At 63.8% G+C, this 19784-nt stretch carries 12 protein-coding genes; 6 read left to right on the forward strand and 6 right to left on the reverse strand.

From position 1 onward, the window contains the following. Positions 1-233: 233 nt before the first annotated feature. Entirely contained in the window at positions 234-2306 is a 2073-nt protein-coding gene (locus tag VJR29_10410) for a DUF4215 domain-containing protein (GenBank protein ID HKY63822.1), read from the reverse strand. 185 nt (positions 2307-2491) lie between these two features. Continuing rightward, positions 2492-3106 carry a sterol desaturase family protein gene (locus VJR29_10415; protein HKY63823.1) on the reverse strand — a complete coding sequence of 205 codons (615 nt, stop codon included), beginning with the start codon at positions 3104-3106 and terminating at the stop codon, positions 2492-2494. Positions 3107-3181: 75 nt separating this feature from the next. Here VJR29_10415 and VJR29_10420 point away from each other — a divergent pair, with 75 nt between their 5' ends. After that, on the forward strand, positions 3182-3877 hold the full coding sequence (locus VJR29_10420; protein HKY63824.1) for a TetR/AcrR family transcriptional regulator: 696 nt from the start codon (positions 3182-3184) through the stop codon (positions 3875-3877). A gap of 78 nt (positions 3878-3955) precedes the next feature. On the opposite strand, the gene VJR29_10425 is transcribed toward VJR29_10420, so the two are convergent. Continuing rightward, entirely contained in the window at positions 3956-5638 is a 1683-nt protein-coding gene (locus VJR29_10425) for a lysophospholipid acyltransferase family protein (GenBank protein ID HKY63825.1), read from the reverse strand. A gap of 495 nt (positions 5639-6133) precedes the next feature. Between VJR29_10425 and VJR29_10430 the strand changes: the two genes are divergently transcribed. Together VJR29_10430 and VJR29_10435 are read left to right on the forward strand one after the other, a co-directional pair. Beyond that, positions 6134-7822 carry a thrombospondin type 3 repeat-containing protein gene (locus VJR29_10430; GenBank protein HKY63826.1) on the forward strand — a complete coding sequence of 563 codons (1689 nt, stop codon included), beginning with the start codon at positions 6134-6136 and terminating at the stop codon, positions 7820-7822. 289 nt (positions 7823-8111) lie between these two features. Next, complete coding sequence (locus VJR29_10435) at positions 8112-8447, forward strand: FHA domain-containing protein (GenBank protein HKY63827.1); 336 nt, start codon at positions 8112-8114, stop codon at positions 8445-8447. Here VJR29_10435 and VJR29_10440 read toward each other — a convergent pair. Further along, complete coding sequence (locus VJR29_10440; protein HKY63828.1) at positions 8422-14049, reverse strand: hypothetical protein; 5628 nt, start codon at positions 14047-14049, stop codon at positions 8422-8424. The two genes, VJR29_10435 and VJR29_10440, sit on opposite strands and share 26 nt — an antisense overlap. 421 nt (positions 14050-14470) lie before the next feature. Between VJR29_10440 and creB the strand changes: the two genes are divergently transcribed. The 3 genes from creB to VJR29_10455 are packed head-to-tail and all read left to right on the forward strand — an operon-like array spanning position 14471 to position 17092. Continuing rightward, positions 14471-15160 carry a two-component system response regulator CreB gene (gene creB / locus VJR29_10445; protein HKY63829.1) on the forward strand — a complete coding sequence of 230 codons (690 nt, stop codon included), beginning with the start codon at positions 14471-14473 and terminating at the stop codon, positions 15158-15160. After that, a complete protein-coding gene (creC, locus tag VJR29_10450) occupies positions 15157-16599 on the forward strand; it encodes a two-component system sensor histidine kinase CreC (GenBank protein ID HKY63830.1) in 1443 nt (480 codons plus the stop codon). Before creB ends, creC begins: the two co-directional genes overlap by 4 nt. Continuing rightward, positions 16580-17092 (forward strand): L,D-transpeptidase family protein, encoded by a 513-nt coding sequence (locus VJR29_10455; protein ID HKY63831.1) that lies wholly within the window; start codon positions 16580-16582, stop codon positions 17090-17092. The genes creC and VJR29_10455 overlap by 20 nt, the downstream gene beginning before the upstream one ends. Before the next feature lie 57 nt (positions 17093-17149). On the opposite strand, the gene VJR29_10460 is transcribed toward VJR29_10455, so the two are convergent. Next, positions 17150-18442 (reverse strand): glycoside hydrolase family 3 N-terminal domain-containing protein, encoded by a 1293-nt coding sequence (locus tag VJR29_10460; GenBank protein HKY63832.1) that lies wholly within the window; start codon positions 18440-18442, stop codon positions 17150-17152. Next, complete coding sequence (gene creD / locus VJR29_10465; GenBank protein ID HKY63833.1) at positions 18439-19758, reverse strand: cell envelope integrity protein CreD; 1320 nt, start codon at positions 19756-19758, stop codon at positions 18439-18441. The genes VJR29_10460 and creD overlap by 4 nt, the downstream gene beginning before the upstream one ends. Positions 19759-19784 lie beyond the last annotated feature (26 nt).

Raw genomic sequence — 19784 nt, forward strand, 5'->3', positions numbered from 1 at the left:
TGCCCCATTGCATCAACCGAAAAGGAAACGAAAAATCCATTAGTGCCCTCTCTACTCCCGGGAATTATCGAAGCTCATTGGATTGGGTTGCTTCCCGAGCCTTTCTTACTGGTTGTCACCAAAGAAAAGCCCCCACGGCTAGGTGGCCGCAGGGGCTTTATCGATCTCTCCCTTTTCCGTGGGATCTTGGCGGGCCTAAAGGCCCTTGCTACGAGATCTTGTAGCCAGGGGCTTCAGCCCCGCTCCCCGACCTGCAGCGAGCAGCCGCCGGCGCGGAGCGGCGAGTTGCTGGAGGTGCCGCCGCCCTGCAGGACCGGCAAGGGGAAGCACTCCGAGGAACAAAGGTCGTTCTCGTTTTCGTTGCCGTCGTCGCAGAGCTCGGTGCCTTCCTTGATGCCGTTGCCGCAGGTCTGAACGACCCCGGGATCGGGACTGGGTCCGGTGCCGGGATCGGGGCTGGGTCCCGGGCCGGCGCTGGGTCCCGGGCCGGCGCCGACCTCGCAGTCCGAAGGGCAGCCGTCGCCGTCGTCGGTGTTGCCGTCATCGCAGCCCTCGACGCCGACCCGGACGAAGCCGTCGCCGCAACGGGCGTTTTGGCAGGTGCCGCTGTCACCGGAGGGACAGGCGTCGCTGGTGATATTGTCGCCGTCGTCGCAGGCCTCGCCCGGATCGAGGTTGCCGTCGCCGCAACTGTCGAATTGGGTGCAGTTATCGACGCAGGCCGAGCCGCTGATCGCGGTGTCGCAGACCTCGACGCCGGTCTGGACGAAGCCGTCGCCGCAACTCGCCGCTTGGCAGCTGCCGCCGGGGCCGCTGGGGCAGGCGTCGTTGGTGTCGTTGTCGCCGTCGTCGCAGAATTCGACCCCGGTCTGAACGTGGCCGTCGCCGCAGCGGGCCGGCTCGCAGGTGCCGGTCGGCCCGGAGGGGCAGGCGTCGCTGGTGTTGTCGTTGCCGTCGTCGCAGCTTTCGTTGCCGGCCCAGAGGAAGCCGTCGCCGCAGCGGGCCGGCTGGCAATTGCAGCAGGCGTCGGTGTTGTCGGCGTTGCCGTCGTCGCAGGCTTCGGTCCCGCCGTCGGTGTTCCAGACGATGCCGTCGCCGCAAGTGGCGTCGTCGCAGGTCCCGAGGGCGCCGCTGGGGCAAGCGTCGTTGTCGTTGGCATTGCCGTCGTCGCAGGTCTCATCGCCGCCGTCGCTGTCCCAGGTAAAGCCGTCGCCGCAGGAGGCCGGCTCGCAGCTGCCGCTGGGTCCGTCGGGACAGGAGTCGTTCAGATCGGAGTCGCCGTCGTCGCAAGTCTCATTGAAATTGACCAAGCCGTTGCCGCAGATCTGAACTTCGTTCTCGTAAAAAGTCTCGCAGTCGAGGGCGGTGCTCAGGCAATTGGCCAAGCCTTCGTCGGGGTCGGCGCCGTTGGCGGCGTTGTAGCAGAAGACGGCGCCTCGCGACTCGCCGGGCGGAATCGAGCCGAGGTTGGCCGCGATGGTCACCGCGAAGTCCTGGTCGGGAACGCCCGCGGTCAAATTGCCGACTTGGCCGGAGGCGCCTTGGAAGAAAGCCGAGCGGACCGTGTCGCCGCCGTCAAGGATCTCGCAGGAGCCGAAGGCGCCGCTGCAGCTCTCCAGCCGGTACTGGGCCAAAGCCCCGCGGAGCAGGCTGACGCCGACGGTGGTGTGGCTGGGATCGAGCGGGCCCTGTTCCTGCTGGAAGACGGTCGGGAGCTGGCTGGCGTCGTAGCCGACGAGAGCGTCGGCGCTCTTCAGGTCGACGTCGAAGTCGTTGGAAAGGCCGATCCGGGCCTGGACCGTCCCGCTGGAGCCGTTGATCACCCGGTACTCCACGATGACGAACCGATCGCCGGCCGCGTCCGAGGTATAGCTGACCTGCTCGACGGTCAGGCCGCTCACGTCGCCTTGATAGCTGACCGGAGTGGGCGGGGCATTGCCGGCCAAACCGACTTCGCCGGCGGCCGTCGTGAGCGGCAGGCTGCTGAGCTCGAAGAGCTGGATGCCGCTGCCGCCGGTGAAATCGCCGGCGACACCGTGGCCGGCAAAGCCGTTGTCGACGGTCGGCTCGGCGACGCCGTCATCGGCGAAGAGGAAAAGGGTGCCGATCGCCGATTGGTCGACGTCGCGGAGGTTGAGGTAATAGGAAAGGTCGTTGCCGCCGTTGTCGACCGAGCCGCCGGCATCGTCGATGTAGAAGCTGTTTCGATCGTCGCCGGCGAAAGTGTGGCGGATGTCGGCGGCGTGGACGGAAAAGCCCCAACCGGCCAAAACGAGGCAGGAGAGGGCGAGCGAGCTGCTTTTCATGCGAAGGTCTCCTTAAGGTGCTTACCCTTCGCATTGGATAAGGGTGGATGAATCCCTTGGAAGAATTTCTGTGTAACAGCGGCCTACGCCGATTGCAAAGGAAAAGGTCGCGATTGGACGGGGCTAAAGCCCCTGGCTACGGGATCCCGAAAACCTTCCCGTAGCAAAGGGCTTTAGCTTCGCCTTCAAGCTCGCTTCGGCTTATAGGCGGTGCCGAAGAGGTAGTCCCACATCGGGGTGGTGACCCCGAAAGTTCCCTGAGGATGCTTGAAATGATGCTGGAGGTGATAGCGCTTCAGGTAACGGAAGAGCGGAAAGCTGGAATTGTATTGATGGGCGCCGTAGTGGCACCACTCGTAAGCGATGTAGCCGAGCAGGACCCCGGTGTGGAGCAGCAGCGCGGTGCTGATGTTCCAGGTGAAGGCCAGCAGGATCGCGAAGATCGGGATGCTGAAGAGCAGGCTGACCAGCGGCGGGGCGATGATCAGGTTCTTGACCTCGGTGTCCCGGTGGTGGTCCATGTGCAGGCCCGAGGCGATGGTCTTCCATGGTTCCTTCACTTGGACCAGGTGGAAGACGAAGCGGTGCAAAGCGTACTCGATCAAGGTCCAGACCAGCACCCCCCCCAGAACCAGGGCAGTGGCCGAGTACCAAGATCGAGCTTGAAGATCGTAGGAAAGAACGAAGAGGAGCAAGGCCAAGGGCCCGAAAACCAGGGTCGGCGAGACCGGATGGGCGAAGCGGAAAAATAAGCGTTGCTTCAAGTCGACCCCGGGCTTTAAGGAAGATTCAGCATTCATTTGGTCATCTCCTAACAAAGTAACCAATCGGTTACAATCTTTAAAAGTTGCGCGAATTTTGTCAAGGGAGAATCCATGCCTCGCTCCGCTAAACCCGCGAAATCCAAGGCCGCCAAGGGCCGGGAAGCTCCGGCCCAGAAACGGGACCCGGTGAAAACCCGTGAGAATATCCTGGCTTGGGCCACCAAGGCCTTCGCCAAGTCCGGCTTCCTCGGGACCAGCCTCAGCGAAATTTTGGACAAGGCCAAAGTCAACAAGCGGATGATTTACCATTACTTCAACAACAAGGAGGGGCTCTACCGGGCGGTCCACATCCAGCAGTGGCAGGCCCTGGAGGCCTGGTTCGCGGTCCGCTTGAGCCAAAGCTCCCAAGGCGGGGCCTTTCCCTTGGAGAGCGAGGAATTGCTCGACGAAGCCCTCACGATTTTTCACGAGTTCATCGCCCACAATCAAATCTTCGTCCGCCTTCTGATGTGGGACGGCTTGGAGGGCGGCATCGTCTCGCGCAGCATCTGGAAGGAAATCCGGGGCCCGATCTACCAGCGGATGGAAACGCTGATTCAAATGGCTCAAGGCGCCGGCCTGATGAGCCCCGATTTGAAGCCGAGCCACCTCATCGTCACCTTCATGGGCGCGATCTCCTTTTACTTCGCCTACGCCAACAGCCTGGAGGACATCTTCCATCGGCCGCCGCTCAGCCCTGAGATGCTGGCGGAGCGCAAGGATCAGGTGATGAAGGTGTTCCACTTGGCGCTGAAGAGGCCGGCGTAGGGGCACCCCTTGCGGGTGCCCAAGGCAAAGCGATCGCAATCACCGCAGATTGGGCACCCGCAAGGGGTGCCCCTACGCTCACCGAGTCCGCAATCTTTCCGATACTTCCTGCAACAAGGCCTTCCAGGACGGATCGCCGAAGTTGCGCTGCAATAGAGGGACGAAGAGCCGCAAGAAACGATCCCAGAGTGAAGGCTCGAGTGAAAAGATCCGATCGAGCAGGATGAAGGGCCGGACCTCGCCCTCGGCTTCGGCCTGGGCCAGGCGTTTCGAAACCGCCTCGATTTCGGCTTCGGGAAACTCGAGATGCCTCAGCTCCACCGGCAGCCGATTCAAAAGATATTGGTGCCAATCGGTGGCCGCGAGCAGCTTGGCGTTGATCTCGACCTGCATGCGGGCCAATTGCTCGAGATAGCGCTTTTCCTCCGGCGTCGAGGCTTCGTGGCCGCCCGGCGATTTCAGGCCCGCCGCCAGCTCGGTCGGCAATTCCCAAACCGGCAAGATCTTGAAGCGGACCTCGGCCTCGGTCTGGGCCTTGAAGCTGCCCTTGGGGCCGGCGACCGCGCTGCCGACGATGCCGGTGACCAGGATGTTCAGCTTCCTTTCGCCGCGCTGGCGCAGCGCGATCAGGGTGTCGAGGATCAGGTTGGCGGTGCCGGGCTTGAGGTGGCCCAGCGGCTCATCCCAGGTTTTCTTGGTGAAGGTCGTATAATAACCGGCGTCGAGCCGCTCGCCGGTGGGCGAGCGCATGAAATAGGCTCGGGTGCCCTGGGGATAGACCGCGATCTCGACGTCGCGGCTGACCAGGATGTCGGCCGCCTGCTGCATGGCGGCCCAGCCCTTGCCCTTCTCGCGGTTGATGAAGATCATCCCGGCGTTCTCGATCACCTTGCCCAAGCCGATCCACGAATAGATGAAAGGGTTGTCGATGAAGTGATCCTTGGCCGCGATGAAGCGGGGCCGCAAGTGGCGGCCGTCAGCCTTGTGGATCGAGCCCAAGGCGAAGAAATTCAAGGCGAAGTCAAGATAGCTCTTGTGGTTGAAGAGCAGCAAGGTCTTGCCCTCGATCGGCGCGATGTCGCGGGCCCCGTCGATCTTGAGATGGCAGCGGAAAATCTGGGCGACCCGCGAGCCCCAGAGCCGGGCCAGCCCGTCGAAGGCGTCGCGGCCGTATTCGGGCCCGACCCGCTTGAAGGCCATGATCGCCATTCGGGCCAGGGTGCTGGTGGCCAGGGCCGATTCGACGATCGGCCAGCGCGAATGGATCGGCGGCTTGCCGCTGCGGTAGTCGGCGTTTTGAAAATCGATCTCGCGCAGTCCCTCCACCGGAAAGGTCGGCGGCCAGGGGCTCAGGCTCAAGTAGTAAAGGTTGAAGAAATCCTCGGGATGAGTGTTGGAGTGGACCCGGGCGATCTCGGCCAGCTTCAGGCGGACGCCGTCGCGGTAGCGGATCGTGATGATGGCCAAAAGATTGTAGAAGACGATCAAGGAGGAAGCGAGCAGGGTCTCCTGGCTGAGCGGCGACTCCTTGAGCCAGCGCCAGACCACGATGCTGAGCAGGAGGACCGAGAGCAGCCGGTCGCGGAAGGGCCCGAGCAGGTATTCCCAGCGGCCGATCTTGATGAGAAAAGAATTGAAGCTGACCGGGATCGATTTTTTCTTGGGCGCGAGCACCGCGCGCAAGGGCCGCCCGAGCAGCCGGAGGAAAGGCGTCAGGTAGAAGAAGAGGGAAATCAGCGCGATCCAGGAAAGTAAGCCCATCGTCGATTGTCATCCTGAGCGAAGCGAAGGATCTACGACTGGCCAAGAAACTATGTAAGCCCAAAGCCCCTTCGTATCCACGGAATCCTCCGATGATACGAAGTGACGTGGGCTTTTTAGAGAATCTTGGTGGGTCACAGATCCTTCGTCGCTTCGCTCCTCAGGATGACGCTTTTAACTAGTTGATTTATCAAAAGATTTCCCAGATTAGCGGAGATGGCCGGCGGGGTCAAGGCCTAAGGCCTTATAAAGAAAGAGGGCGTCCTGCTGACAGCGACGCCCCTTTCCTTCTTCTATCTTTCTAACGGGGGTGTGCCATTCAGCCTTGCCCCTCCGCGGATATTTTCGGTTCTGGAGCGCCAAGGTTTCGCCTTCTTCTGATCACGCAACTTTCGACAATTCCGCTCGATACTATCCACAGGTTTTCCTTCGTGGGGGATGGGCCTATTCCGTGCAATCGGCATCACCACGCTTGGCTTTATGGAGGCTTTGCTTATGCGTTTGCAGAAATATTTCGGGGCGGCCCTGGTCGCTTTACTCCCGCTACTCCAAATTTCCCCGGCCCATTCCGTCGTCGACAACACCACCTGCCAAGTTTTGAGCAGCAGCGATAGCGCCGACGACTTCAACTCGCTGCGCCGCAAGGTCGAGCAAGGCTTCAACCGCGACGAGTTCCGGGCCTGCACCGACCTCATCAAGTTCAGCAAGGGCTCGGCGATGACCATCGCCCTGACCGCGCCCATCCATTTCAACAGCGACACCGACCTCGATTGCACCGGCGACAGCCCGGCCTGCAACGACGGCATCGCTCTGATGCTCGACGGCACCTCCAACGGCGGCAAGGTCGTCATCGACACCACCGGCCTGGCCGACGACAAATGCGCGATCGAAGTGACCGCCAGCCGGGTCACCTTCCGGGGTTTCACCGTCAAGACCAAGCAGGGCCAAAAAGTCACCGGGATGAAGAATTCCGAGAACGCGGTCATCTGCGACAACGGCAACAACAACAATTTCGACGGGGTCGAGATCGAGACGGTCAGCGACGGCGGCGAGGTTTGCGGCAACGGCAACAAGGAAGGCAACGAAGAGTGCGACGACGGCAACACCGTCAGCGGCGACGGCTGCTCCTCGGCTTGCACCAGCGAGCCGGATAAGGACGGCGACGGCATCGCCGACGACCAGGACAATTGCCCCGACGACCATAACCCCGGCCAGGAGAATTGCGACGGCGACACCAAGGGCGACAAGTGCGACAACGACTGGGATAACGACGACAAGCCCGATGGCGTCGACAACTGCGCGCCCGACCAGACCACCTGCCAGGACGCCACGACTTTGGCCAATCTGCGGAATCCCGATCAGGCCGATGCCGACGAAGACGGCCTCGGCGACCAATGCGATTCCGACGCCGACGGCGACGGCAAGCCCAACGAGAGCGACAACTGCCCCTTGGTCCCTAACGAAGACCAGGAGGATAAGGACGAGGACGGCATCGGCGCGGCTTGCGATCCCAATGACGATCCGGTCGTGCCCGACACCGACGGCGATGGCATCCTCGACAACGTCGATAATTGCCCGACCGACGCCAATCCCGACCAGCTCGATACCGACAGCGACGGCAACGGCGATGTTTGCGACGTCGACGACGACAACGACGGCTTGAGCGACGAGGACGAAGCCACCAAGGGCAGCGATCCGCTCGATCCGGACAGCGACGATGACGGCGTGATTGACGGCGTCGATACCTGCCCGACCAATCCGAATCCGCTTTGCGGAGAGCCCGAGCCGACCGACGGCCCGACCAGCACCGACGCCGACGGCGACGGCAAGCCCAACGTGACCGACAACTGCCCCAATAACGGCAATGCCGGTCAGGAAGACGGCGACGGCGACGGCATCGGCGACGCCTGCGACCTCGACAATCCCGAGGCCGACAGCGACAACGACGGCGTCAAGAACGGCGAGGACAACTGCCCCAGCGTCAGCAACGGCGACCAAGCCGACGCCGACGAGGACAAGATCGGCGACGCCTGCGATCCCGCTCCCCAAGAGCCGGCCGGCGGCATCACCGCCGGCAGCGGCGGCTGTTCGCTCAACGCTTCGGCTTCCTCGGTGAGCCACGGTTTCTACCTGGCTATCCTGGGAATGGCGGCTGTGGCGCTCCGCGTCAAACGGCGCCGCTAATCCAAAAAGATCTCGATGAAAAAGGCCACGCGAAAGCGTGGCTTTTTTTTATCCGGTCCCCGGAATGATGCGTTGCATTAGCGGGCTGGCCGTATCTTTGCACCTTGGTCCCCGCCTGAAATTCCTGAGGAGATCGGCCTCGGCTTTGTATAAAATGAGCGAGGGAAAGGATGGGTGCCCCACTATGCCTTTACTTATCCCCATTGTTTTGGCAAAAACGGAAAACCTGGGGCTTGCTTAGATGATGTTGGGAGAACTCACCTCAAAAATTAAACTTCATCAGCGGCCGATGTCGGTCAACGAAGCCCTGCGCAGCGCTCGGCTGGTACGCAAGAGCTTCGAGGTTCCGCTCATCTTTCGCGGCACCGGCCCCTTGCTGATCGGCCGCGACGAGCGGCTCGTCACCCTGGTCATCAACGACGCCTTCATTTCCCGGACCCACGCCGCCATCATCCAAGAGGACGACGACTTCTACGTCCAAGACTTGAACAGCAAGAACGGCACCTATCTCAACGGCGAGCGCCTGCCCCAGGGCGAGCGCTCGGCCCGACCGCTTCAGCACGGCGACAAGCTCCGCTTCAACACGGTGGAGTTCGAGTTCATCGTCCCCGAGGAGAGCGTCTAGGCCGTCCGCTTGTCGGCGCCGTCCGAACTTCCCTAATCCAAGCCACCAAATCCTGATCGATCGATCGACGTTCCAGAAAAACCCGGCTCGGCTCGTCGAAGCCGAGCAGTTGCCGCCAACCCACGCCGGAGCGCGGGTTGGGCAGCGTCCCGCCGGCGAAAGCCCGGTGGATGAGAGCCTCGGGATCGAGGTCCCGGTCGCGGTGAAAGGGAATTCTCGTCAAGACTTCCTCGGGCAAAATCCCGTCGGCCACCAAGCTTAGCAGGGCGGCGATTCGGTGATGACCGTTCAGCAGCAGCCGTCGGCCCTGAGAATCGGGGCGGCTGACCAGGGGCAGGTGGTTTTGCTCGTCGAGCAGGGCCACCGCCAATTCCTGAAAGCTGGGCGAGCGGTCCGGCCGCCAGTATTGAAAGTAAAGGCGCCGCAGGATGCTGCGGCGGACTCCGTTGAGGGCTGCGGCGCCGTCGCCCTGGGCGTGATTGTCGAGATAGTGGATCGGAAGAACTTGGCGGAGCGGGAGCTCGGCCGGTTTGGGCTCGAGATTGGCCGAAAAGTCCTCGATGACCGCGCGGAATCGCAGCCAAGCCGGAGTGCGGATTTCCTCGCCTTGAAGCGGGCGAAGGACCGGCATCGACTCCTCGGCCACGCCGCGGCGCTGCAGGCCCTTGGCCAAAAAGCTCAGCGGGGTTCCCTGGCTCAAGGTCGCCTCGCCCAGGCCGCTCAAGGCATTGAAGAATTCCAAGGCCCAGCGGGGATCCTTGTCCCGCAACAGGGCGATCAGGAAATCCGGCTGAATCGAAAGCGGCGTGCCGGCAGCCGCGAGCTCGCGGAGAGCGCCATGGAGCTCGGCCATTTGAGCCGACTTCTCCAGCGGGCTCAGGCCCATGAAGCGGAGGAGGAAGCGATCGCGGAGGTTCTCCTCGGCCCAGTTCAAGCGGCCGGCGGTGAACAACCCCCGGGCCAAGGCTTGGAGGCTCCGGCCCGAAGGCGGATTGGAGGAGCCGCCCGAGATCGCCGCCAAGAGGCCGCTGCCGAGCAGGGCTGCGCCGGTGAGCCATCCTGGGCCGTCGGGCTGGGCGGCCATGCCCACCGAGGCTTCGGCCAGGCCGGCGCTCAGCCAAGTGGCCGCGCCGGCGCCGGCGGCCAGCAGGGCCGTCAAGCTTCGCGGATTCAACCAGCCGGCCAGCTCGGGCCGGGAGCGAACCCGCTCGAGGAATTTTCGGACGTGAAAGAAATTCCTCCGCTCCAGATTCTGTAAAAGGTGGACCATGTCCTCGACGGTCTCGTGCTGGTTGGGATCGGATCTTTCCATGGCCCGGAGCAGAATCTCGGCTTCGCGGTAGCTGCCGTTCCGGATTCCGTCGCGGACCCGGGTGAAGACCGGCGGGCGATGGAGGCGTTGGACCAGCTCGTCCATCAAGTCCACCGAGAGGCGGGCGTCCAGGGTTGCGTGGATCAATCGCTCCAACCCGCGTCCGCCGATCAGCTGGCGAAGGATGAGCCGCTCGCAGGCCCGGCGGTCGGCGGCGCTCAATAACTGGCGGGCCACCGGATCCTCGCGCTCGAGCAGACGCAGGTAAACGTCGAGCGCGGCCAGGCTGCCGCCGCGAATCCGGCTGAGCAGCGAGCGGTAAGCCGCCCCATCGACGAAGTGCTCGGGATCGGCTTGGCGCTCCTCGAAAAACCAATCGGCCGCCTCGCGGCGCGCTTCGGCCGAGGAATCCTCGGCCAGCGAATCGAGCCGGGAGCGGAGCGCCCGCATTCGCACCGGATGAGAATGGCGATAAAGAAAATACCCCCCGGCGGCGAGCGCGCCGCCGACCAATAACCAGCCGCCCCAATCGCCGGCCGGATCGGTCGCCGTCGCCTGGGCTTGGGCCAGCGCCGGGCTGAGCCAAGCCGCGGCTCCGGCGCTGGCGGCGAGCAGGGCCGCGATCATGCCGCCGTTATTTCCGCCGGGTCCCCGGCGGGGAGCGCATTCCTGGATGATCTCGAGGAGCAATTGACGGAGCGCCGGCCGCTCCTCGAGCGGCGTACCGAGCCGCGGATTTCTTTCGAAGGAAGTGAGCAAGTCTTGAGCCCGTTGCCACTGGCCGCGGGCCACCAGCGCGGTGAGCAAAGATCGCCAAGCCAGGAGGCGGGCGCCGGAGTGGCGGATCTTGGCCAAATGATAGACCGGGCTGATTTCGCCCTCGAAGAGGCCTTGACCGGCCAATGCCTGGACGAGCTGAACCCGGGCCAGGTCTTCTTCGCTGTGCCAGACATCGGGCAGATCGGGGAAGACTTCGCTCAGCGAAAGGTTTTCCTCTTCCAGAATATGATGAGCCGCCACGATCAAATCGCCGCGGGCGAAGACGGCGGCGAGCGAGGCCAGAAGCCCGGGCCGCCCCTCGACCGGCGTCTCTTCGCGAATGTAAGCCCGCAGCCTCTCCAACATGGTCGGAAAGGAGATTTCCCGGTTCTCCCAAGCCTGGCCCAAGTCGCGGGTGAAATCCTCCAGCTCCGGCGAGTTGACGGCGAGGATGGCCGCCGATTCGAGCCATTCCTCCAGGAGGAAGAAGCTGGGAGCCTCGGCCGGCGGATTTCGGCGCCGGGAGCCGGCCATCGCCAAAGCGCCGAGGCTGAGCAAGGCCAAGGCCCCGCCGAGCCAGCTTCCGTTTTCGCCGGCGGCCGGCAAGACGTTTCCGACCGAGGCGAGTGCGTGTTCGGGATCAAAGGCCTGAGACAGGCCAAGCAGAGAAGCCCCGGCGCTTATCCGGAGCCAAGGCGGCAAGGCCCCGGATCGCCAATCGGATCGGGCCAGCGCCGCCAGCGGCGCCGCCGTCCGGGTGCCGGCGACGAAGAAAGAGCCGTGCAATGTCTCCTCGAAGTAGCGAACCAAGAAGGGCCGGGTGTCGGCGGCTCGGCCGGCGACGCGCGCCCCGACCTCCTCGCCCCACATCTCGCCCAAGCCCGAGGCGAGGAATTCGGCGACCTCGGTGAGGGCATGACCTTGGCCCAGCGCCCTGCCGAGCAAAGACCGGGTCAAGTGAGTCGCGAACTCGTCGCCGATCGAGCAAAACAGCGAGGTGATGAGGCGAACCCGCACTTCCTCGAAGCTCATCGGACGGCGGCCGGTGAAGGCTCGATAGGCCGCGATGCCGCCGAGCTCGGTGGCGCTGCGGGCGACCCAGGCCGCGCCGAGGCGGGTGGCGCCGACAGTGAGGCGGGCCGCCCAGGTCATGCGGGCGACGCCGCCCGCCACGGTCAAGGCGCCGCTGCCCAAGCGGGCCAGCATGGCGGCTCCAGCCAGCTCGGCGGCTAAGCCGGCGGTGAAGATCGAGGCCAGCATGATGGCTCCGCCTTCGACCGAGAAGACCGAGTCAACGACTTGGTTCATGGTCTGGACGTAGAGACCGGCGTCGCGGGTGGCCTGGATCTGCTGGCGCAAGGTTTCGTTTCCGGCCAGCCGGTTGTGAAGCTCGGCGAAATCGTCGAGATCGCGGCTTTGGCGGGAAAGACTGCCGAGAATCTCGAGCAGCGGCCGGGGCGCCCGGCCGCGGGCGCCGCTTTGCTCGGCGGCTTCCAAAAGCGAGCCGATCAGGGCGTCGGCCCGGTGGTTGATCGAGTCGGCGACGATCATCTCGCGGGCCAACGAGAGCCGGGCTTGGCCCCGCACCTCCAAGTCGGCGATGCCTTCGCAGTCGATCAGCCGGCTGAGCAAAGCGCCGGCGCCGACCTCGCGGCCATCGAGCCGGGTCGAGGCGAAGGTCCGCTCCAGGCTTCGATAGAATTCCCGCGCCGCCCCTTCGTTGCCGACGGCTTGGGGCAAAAGCTCGATCGCCTCGCGAGTGTTGCCGGCCCGGCCCGAAACCAAGATCGCTTGAAGGTGGCTGAGATAGCGCCGCATCCGGTCGCGCTCCTCCCGGATCGGCAGGGTCGAATGGCCCGCGGCCTCGGCGGCCCCGCATCGCGCTTGGTAGTTGCCTTCGATCGCCAAGGAGAGGAATTGCAGCGTCGCTCCGGCCCGCGACAGCGTCGTCATCGGGGCCTGGGCTGCGGCGATTTCGGTGGCCATCCTTTGGAAAGCGTCGGCAGGATGGTTTCGAACCTCCTCGGGAATGAAAAAGTCCGGCGTGCCCTCCCAAACCGCGATTTCCGGCGGCCGCCAAGCCTGCAATTCCCGGTAGATCCCTTCGGCCGCCGGATCTTGGTCGAGGAGCGCCCGCATCCAACGGCCGTAGAGCGCCATGGTCGCTTGGCCGGTCCGGGCGCCCAAGGCCGAAAGCTCGCCGAGGATTTCACCAAAGCGGCTGAAGTCGGCCGGCTGGCCGGCGAGCTCGGATCGGGCGACCGCGATCCTTTGGGCATAGCCGCCGAGCCGGAGCAGCCATTGGGCCCGGGGATCGGGAGTCGCGGCAGGCTCCGAAGCATTCGGTTCGTGGGGGGGCTCCGGCATCTCTCGCATCGCCTCGAGCCGGAGCTCGGCGGCGTCCCAATCTTCCAATTGCAAAAAGGCCTCCAGAGCAAGGGCCGCGACTTCACGGCCCAGCTCCGGATTTTCCCTTTCACCGGCCCGATGCTCGAGCTCGGCCAGGAAGCGGCGCAGGCTGGCCTCGGCCCGGTCGGCCCCGGCGCCATCGCCCAGCCCTTGGAAAGTTCCATGGGCTTCGAGCAGGGCTTGGTAGCGATCGGCCGCCGCGCCGCCGACATTCCGGCCTTGGCTCAGGCTTCGCTCGGCCCGCGCCGCCATCGATTCCCGCAGAGCTTGGGCCCGCTCGAGCTCGCCGCCGCTCTCGAGCTCGCTCAAGACTTGACGCTGCACTTCGAGGCGGAGCGAAGGCGGGAAATCCTCGGCCTCGCTGGCTTGAAGGATCTCGTTCAAAGTCTCGCGCCAGCGCTCGAGGTAATGCTCGCCGGCTTCGGGATGACGGGAGAGCTGCCGGTAAAGCGCCGCGGCTTCGCCCCAGGCCGCCATCCGGGCCTGAGGCGAAGCGTCGCGGGCTTGCTGCTCCAAAAGTCGGACATCGCGGTCGAGCTCGTCGAGGAGGTCTTGATGCAAGCCCCGGCCGGCCTCGCCGAGAGCCCGCCAAGTGCCCTGCAAAAGCGCGAAGGCCCAGCGCCGGCCCTGCGGAAGATTTCGCCATTCGTCGACTTGAGCTTGAACGGCCTCGCCGAGGCGGGGCCTCAGCTCGCCGATGTCCTGGGCTTCGATCAACTCGGCGATGCGGCCTAAGTCGGCGATGCGGGCCTCGACAGCGATCGGATGGCTCGCCAATTCGTCGAGCCAAATGCTGAGCTCATCGAGCAGAGCTCTTCGGTCGGAAACCGCGAAAGCCTCGGCCAAGAGCCTCCGCCGGGCCAAGCGCTCCTCGAGCGAAGGCAGGTCGGAAACTTGCTCGGCGACGTCCGCCGCCAATTGCCGAAGGTAGCCCCGGTGCTCGGACCGGGAGCCGGCATGGCGGAAATTTTCCAGGGCCGAGGCGAGAGTCGCGGCGTCGCGCGGCCGGTTTTCCAGCGGAACGGCGAAGTAAGATTCGGCGAGGAGGAGCTCGGAGAAAACTAGAGTCGGCGGCGACTGCCTGGCAGCCGGTGAGGTTGGGCCCAGCCTAATGGGACTCAAATCCAAAGCTCGGTTCGTCATTCCGAGCGTTGGCGAGGAATCCGTTGCGGCGCCACTGATCGACTCCGCAATGGATTCCTCCGCCGCTTCGCGGCTTCGGAATGACAAATCGCTGGATCGGGGACTCCGCGTGAAGGCGCGGGCCGGAATAAGGGGGCTATCGCCCATAAATGGCCACCAAGAATGGTGCCCCCGTTCTTGTGAGAAGAGCTTATCGGCGAGCTCGCCAAAAGGTTTTGGGGAAATCGGCTGAGCCGTGCTATAGGTAACATGTTGAAAAGTATAAATAAAATCCTGATCATCGAAGACGAAAGCATTTATTCGCTTGCGCGAGGCAAGCTCGCACAAGCTAAAGCCCAGGGGGAGTTGCCGCCTCCCCCTTCAACCCCCATCGGTTATAGATTACTCACCTGATTTGCTTATGAGCAAAATCCTCATTGTCGAAGACGAAAGTTCCATAGCCGACAACATCCGCTACGCCTTGGAGGCCGAGGGCTTCCAAACCGAGTGGCGGAGCACCTTGGGCGAAGGCCGCCAAAGCCTGCGCGCCGGCGGCATCGACCTCCTGGTCCTCGACGTCGGATTGCCCGACGGCAACGGTTTCGACTTTTGCCGGGAGCTGCGCAAGACCGAGACTTTGCCGGTGATCTTCCTGACCGCCCGCTCCGATGAGATCGATCGGGTGGTGGGGCTCGAGCTCGGCGCCGACGATTACGTCGTCAAGCCGTTCAGCCCCCGCGAGTTGGCGGCCCGGGTGAAGTCGCTGCTGCGGCGCAGCGCCGGCCTGGTGGCCGGGACCGCTCCGGCCCCGCGCGCCAAGACTCCTTTCGAAATCGACGCCGAGCGCTTGAAGATCCGCTACTTCGGCGAGGTCCTGCCGCTCAGCCGCTACGAATATCGCCTGCTCCGGGTGCTGATCGAGCGGCCGGGCCGGGTTCTCTCCCGCGATCAATTAATGGATTTGGCTTGGGAGGAGCCCGAGGCCAGTCTCGACCGCACCGTCGACGCTCACATCAAGAGCCTGCGAGCCAAGCTGAAAAAAGTGAAGCCCGAGATCGACCCGATCGAAACCCACCGCGGCAGCGGCTATGCCCTGAAGGAAGATTGGTGAAACTTCGCAGCCGCATCATCCTCAGCTTCACCTTGCTGGTTGGCATCGGCTTTTATTTCTTGGTCCGCCACATCCTGGGCGAACTGCGCCCGCGCTACCTCGAAGCGGTGGAAGAAGTCCTGGTCGACGAGGCCAATTTGCTCGCGGCCTCCCTCGAGAGCCAGATGAAGGATTCGACGATCCCGGTCGCCAGCCTGGGTCGGGCCTTCGAGGAGCTGAAGAGCCGCCCGATCCAGGCTCAGATCTACAAGATGCGGAAGACCAAGGTCGACGAGCGGGTCTATGTCACCGACGGCCAGGGCACGGTGATCTTCGATTCCGAAGGCCTCGACCAAGGAAAGAATTTCCTCCAGTGGCGCGACGTCTACCTGACCCTGCGCGGCCAGTACGGCGCCCGCACCACCCGCGACAATCCGAACAATCCGGCCAGCTCGGTGCTCCACGTCGCCGCTCCGATTCGCTATCAAGGCGAGATCGTCGGCGTCCTCACCCTGCGCAAGCCCACCGCCAGCATCAATTTCTTCCTCGGCACCGCCCGCTCCTCGATCATCCTGGCCGGCGGCATCGCGGCCCTGTCGGTGATCCTGCTCGGCGCCCTGGTCTCGGCCTGGGTGACCCGGCCCCTGCAGAAGCTGACCCGTTATGCCCGGGCGGTCGGCGAAGGCCGGCCGGCGGCCTATCCCAAGCTGGGCTCGAGCGAGATCGCCGAGATGGGCTTGGCCTACGAGGAAATGCGCGAGGCGCTGGAGGGAAAAAAATACGTCGAGGCCTACGTGCAATCGCTCACTCACGAGCTGAAGAGCCCCATCGCCGCGATCCAAGGAGCGGCCGAGATCCTGCAATCGGCGCCCGAAGCGGAGCGGGCGAAGTTCCTCGCCAACATCGGGCTGGAGTCGCAGCGAATGCAAAGGGTGGTCGAACGCTTGCTCGAGCTTTCGGGCCTTGAAGCCCGCCGGGGTCTGGAGCGAGGCGAAAAGGTCGAGCTCGCCGGCTTGATCGAGGAGTGCTTGGCCCGATTTTCGGACCGCTTCAAAGCCAAAGGCCTCGAGGTCTCGCTGCAAGTAAGGCCGGTCGAGGTGTCGGGCGAACGCTTCCTGCTCGAGGCCGCCATCGAAAACCTTTTGCTCAATGCTCTCGATTTCAGCCCTCGGGATTCGAGCTTGGAGCTCGAGCTCGGCGAAAGCTCCGATCAAGCGGTCTTCAGCTTGGGCGACCGCGGTCCCGGCATTCCGGATTACGCGCTCAGCCGGATCTTCGAGCGTTTCTACTCATTGCCCCGGCCCGAGACCGGCAAGAAAAGCTCGGGCCTGGGCTTGAGCCTGGTCCGGGAAGTGGCGCGCCTCCATGGCGGCAAGATAGAATTGCAAAACCGGAAGGAGGGCGGCGTCGTAGCTAGGCTGACTCTGTCCAAGGTCTCGCATGAAAATTCTTCGACTTAGCTTTTTCCTCCTCTTGTTGCTCCCCTTGCCGTTGGATGCCGCGGCCGCCCGCACCCGGGAAAAACCGCCCAAGCCCAAGGCCGACCGGATCCTGATCGAAAAGGCCGCCCGCAAGATGACCCTCTTCCAGGGAACCGAAGCTCTCAAGGTCTACCGCATTGCCTTGGGACGGGAGCCCATCGGGCCTAAAAAAGAGCAGGGCGATGGCAAGACGCCCGAAGGCCGCTACACCATCGACGGCCGCAATCCCCAAAGCGCCTTCCATCTCTCGCTAAGGATTTCCTATCCCAATGCCGCCGACCGAACTCAGGCCGCCGAACGCGGCGTGAAACCCGGCGGCCAGATCATGATTCACGGCCTGCCCAACGGTATGCCGGACTTCGGCGGAACCCTCTACGATTGGACCGACGGCTGCGTCGCGGTCAGCAATGCCGAGATCGAGGAAATCTGGAAGCTGGTGCCGAACGGCACGGCGGTCGAGATCCTGCCTTAAGAATTCCCCCCTTTGAAAAAGGGGGGCCAGGGGGGATTTAAGAGACGTTGCAAAAAATCAATGTTTCTTGCCGTTGACGACCGCTGCAAAATCCCCCCTTCCCCCCTTTTTCAAAGGGGGGTTATGAGCTAGCCGCCGAGCGCTTTGCGACAACAAGTTTTGGTCTAAACGTCGGGACTTCGCCGCCTTCAACAGCGCGGCCATCGCTTCATAGTAGAGCTCGCCGTCGTAGGAAAGAAGCAGCAGGTCGACGCCGGCATTGAGCGCCTGGACCGACGCCGCTCCGACGCCGCCCTTTCGGTCGTAAATCGGAGCCATCGCCAGATCGTCGGTGACGACGATGCCTTCGTGGCCCCAGCTCAGGCGGATCAGGCCTTGGACTAGGGCCCGCGAGATCGAAGCCGGATGCTCGGGGTCGATGGCGCTGACCCGGGCGTGGCCGACCATGAGGAAGGCCGGGCTTTGGGCGAGGACCTCGCGGAAGGGCCGCCATTCCTTTTTCTCCAGCTCTTCCCGGCCGCCGGAAATTTCGCCTTCCCGCCAATGGGTATCCACCTCGACCCGGCCCAAGCCCGGGAAGTGCTTCAAGGTGCAGCGCACGCCGTTCTCTTCCAAGCCGCGGCAGTATTCGCCGGCGGCGGCGCCGACGATCGCCGGATCGGCGGCGATCGCCCGCTGGGCCAGGAGACTGGGGCCGAATTCGCCCAGCGCCGGATGCTTCAAGTCGACGACCGGACTGAAGTTGAGGTTCACCCCCAGGCCGGCCAAGGCCCGGGCTTGGAGCGCGGCGTAGTCGCGGGCGCTGCCGGTCTTGAGCCAGGCCGCCAGCGAAGGCTGGAGCGGCACCAGGGGAGAAAGCCTGGAGACCGCTCCGCCTTCCTGGTCGGTCGCTACGTAAAGCGGCGGAAGGCCGTTTTGAGCTTGGAGCTCCTGCAGCTCGGCAATTTCGGAGCGAAGCTCGACCGCGCTCTTGCCCGCGATATTGCGGGTGGTGACGAAGATGCCGCCGACCGCGCCGCGGCGAACCAGCTCGCGAATTTCGGCGAAATCTTGATAGCCCACGATGAAGTGGGAGCCATAGGTCCTCAACAATTCGGGCTCGGCCCGAAGCACCGCCGCTTTCTTTCGGCCGAATTCCAGGTTTTGGCAAAGCGCGACCGATCCGCCGAAGAGCAGGAGGATCGCCAGGGCCCTTTGCCTGCGCCATCGCCAGGCCAGGAAAAGTCCGGCGATCAAGCAAAGCCCCGGCAGGGCTTCGCGCCAGGCCAGGAAGTAGGGAGCCCGGACGCGAAGCCCGACGAAGGCGAGGGTGGCGGCAAGGAGGAGTGGGAGCGGCCAGCGCCTCATCATGATAACACCGCCACCGGCCTGTCGATCTCGTACCAGTTGATCCGGCGGGTCAGGAACATCACCAGGGCCAGGATCAGGAAGAGCCCGACCGAGCCCATCAGGAGCGAGAAGTCCTCGGCCCGCAGCAGGGTGAAGAGGTAGCCGTAGAGGCCGCTCAGGATACCTGCCATCAAGAGGGCCCGGCTTTTCTTCTGCAGCACGGTCACGAGATAAGCGGTGATCAGCACCACCGTCGCGCCGGCGGCGCATAGATAGGCCAGGCCGAAATCGATGTGCTCGGAGAGCGAGAGCAGCAGGACGTAGAAGATGCAGAGAGCCGCGCTGACCAAGAGATATTGGACCGGGTGGATTCGGGCCTTGCTCATCACCTCGAAGAGGAAAAAGGCGACGAAGGTCAGGAGGATGAAGAGCATGGCGTATTTCGCGGCCCGCTCGGTGAATTGATAGATGTCGACCGGAAGCATGAACTCGGCGCCGAAGGCTTGGGCGTAGAGATTCGGCAGCTCGCCTTCCCAAGCTTGGGGGATGGGCCGGGCGGTGGCCGGGATCTTCCATTCGGCGACGAAACCCTCGGCCTTCACCTCCCGATGCACCGGCAAGAAATTGCCGGAAAAGCTGGGATGGGGCCAATTCGACTTCAGCTTGATGTGAGTGTCGCCGGCCAAGGGCAGGAATTGGAGCTGCTTGCCGCCGCCCAAGTTGAGCTTGAGCCGGAAGTCATAGGCCGAGGTGGTCTCCTGGACCGGGACCGCGGCTTGGATCGTGGGGCCGGTGCTGCTCGAAGCCGCCGAGGGCTCGAAGCGCCGGGCATTGCCATGCCAAAGGATCTCCGGCGTCTCGCGGAGCCCGCGGAGATCGGAGAGGCTGAGCTGGACATAGGCCTTGCTCCAACGGACCTGGCTGGGCTTGATTCCGAGGCTCGCCAAGTCGGGGGTCCGGAAGACGCCGCTCATCGCCAGCTCGCCTTGGAAGACCGGGATCCGGAAAATTCCCCGGGTCAGGGTTTGGGACTTGAGCTGGCTGTCGACCTCCAGCTTCTCGGGCAGGAAGGAAGCGTAGCGCAGGTAGGTCTGGACGATTTTCTGGCCCTTGTCGTTCATGGTTTCGGTGGTCACGTCGTAGGGCAGGACCAGGACCGGCCCGCCGATCAACTGATCGCCGCCGCCCCAGCCACGCAGCACTTCCGAGGAAGCCTCCTCGCGGCGCATCTGCCGTTCGTGGATGAGGTTCATGATGAAGAGGGTGGGAATGAGCATCACCAGGGTCATGAACCCGATGAAGATGAGCTTGAGTAAGAGTGCGAAGCGACCTTTCATGGTTTTCTCCTTTGAGCCCAAGCTGC

The sequence above is a fragment of the bacterium genome, from assembly GCA_035281585.1.
Lineage (GTDB): Bacteria > UBA10199 > UBA10199 > DSSB01 > DSSB01 > DATEDP01.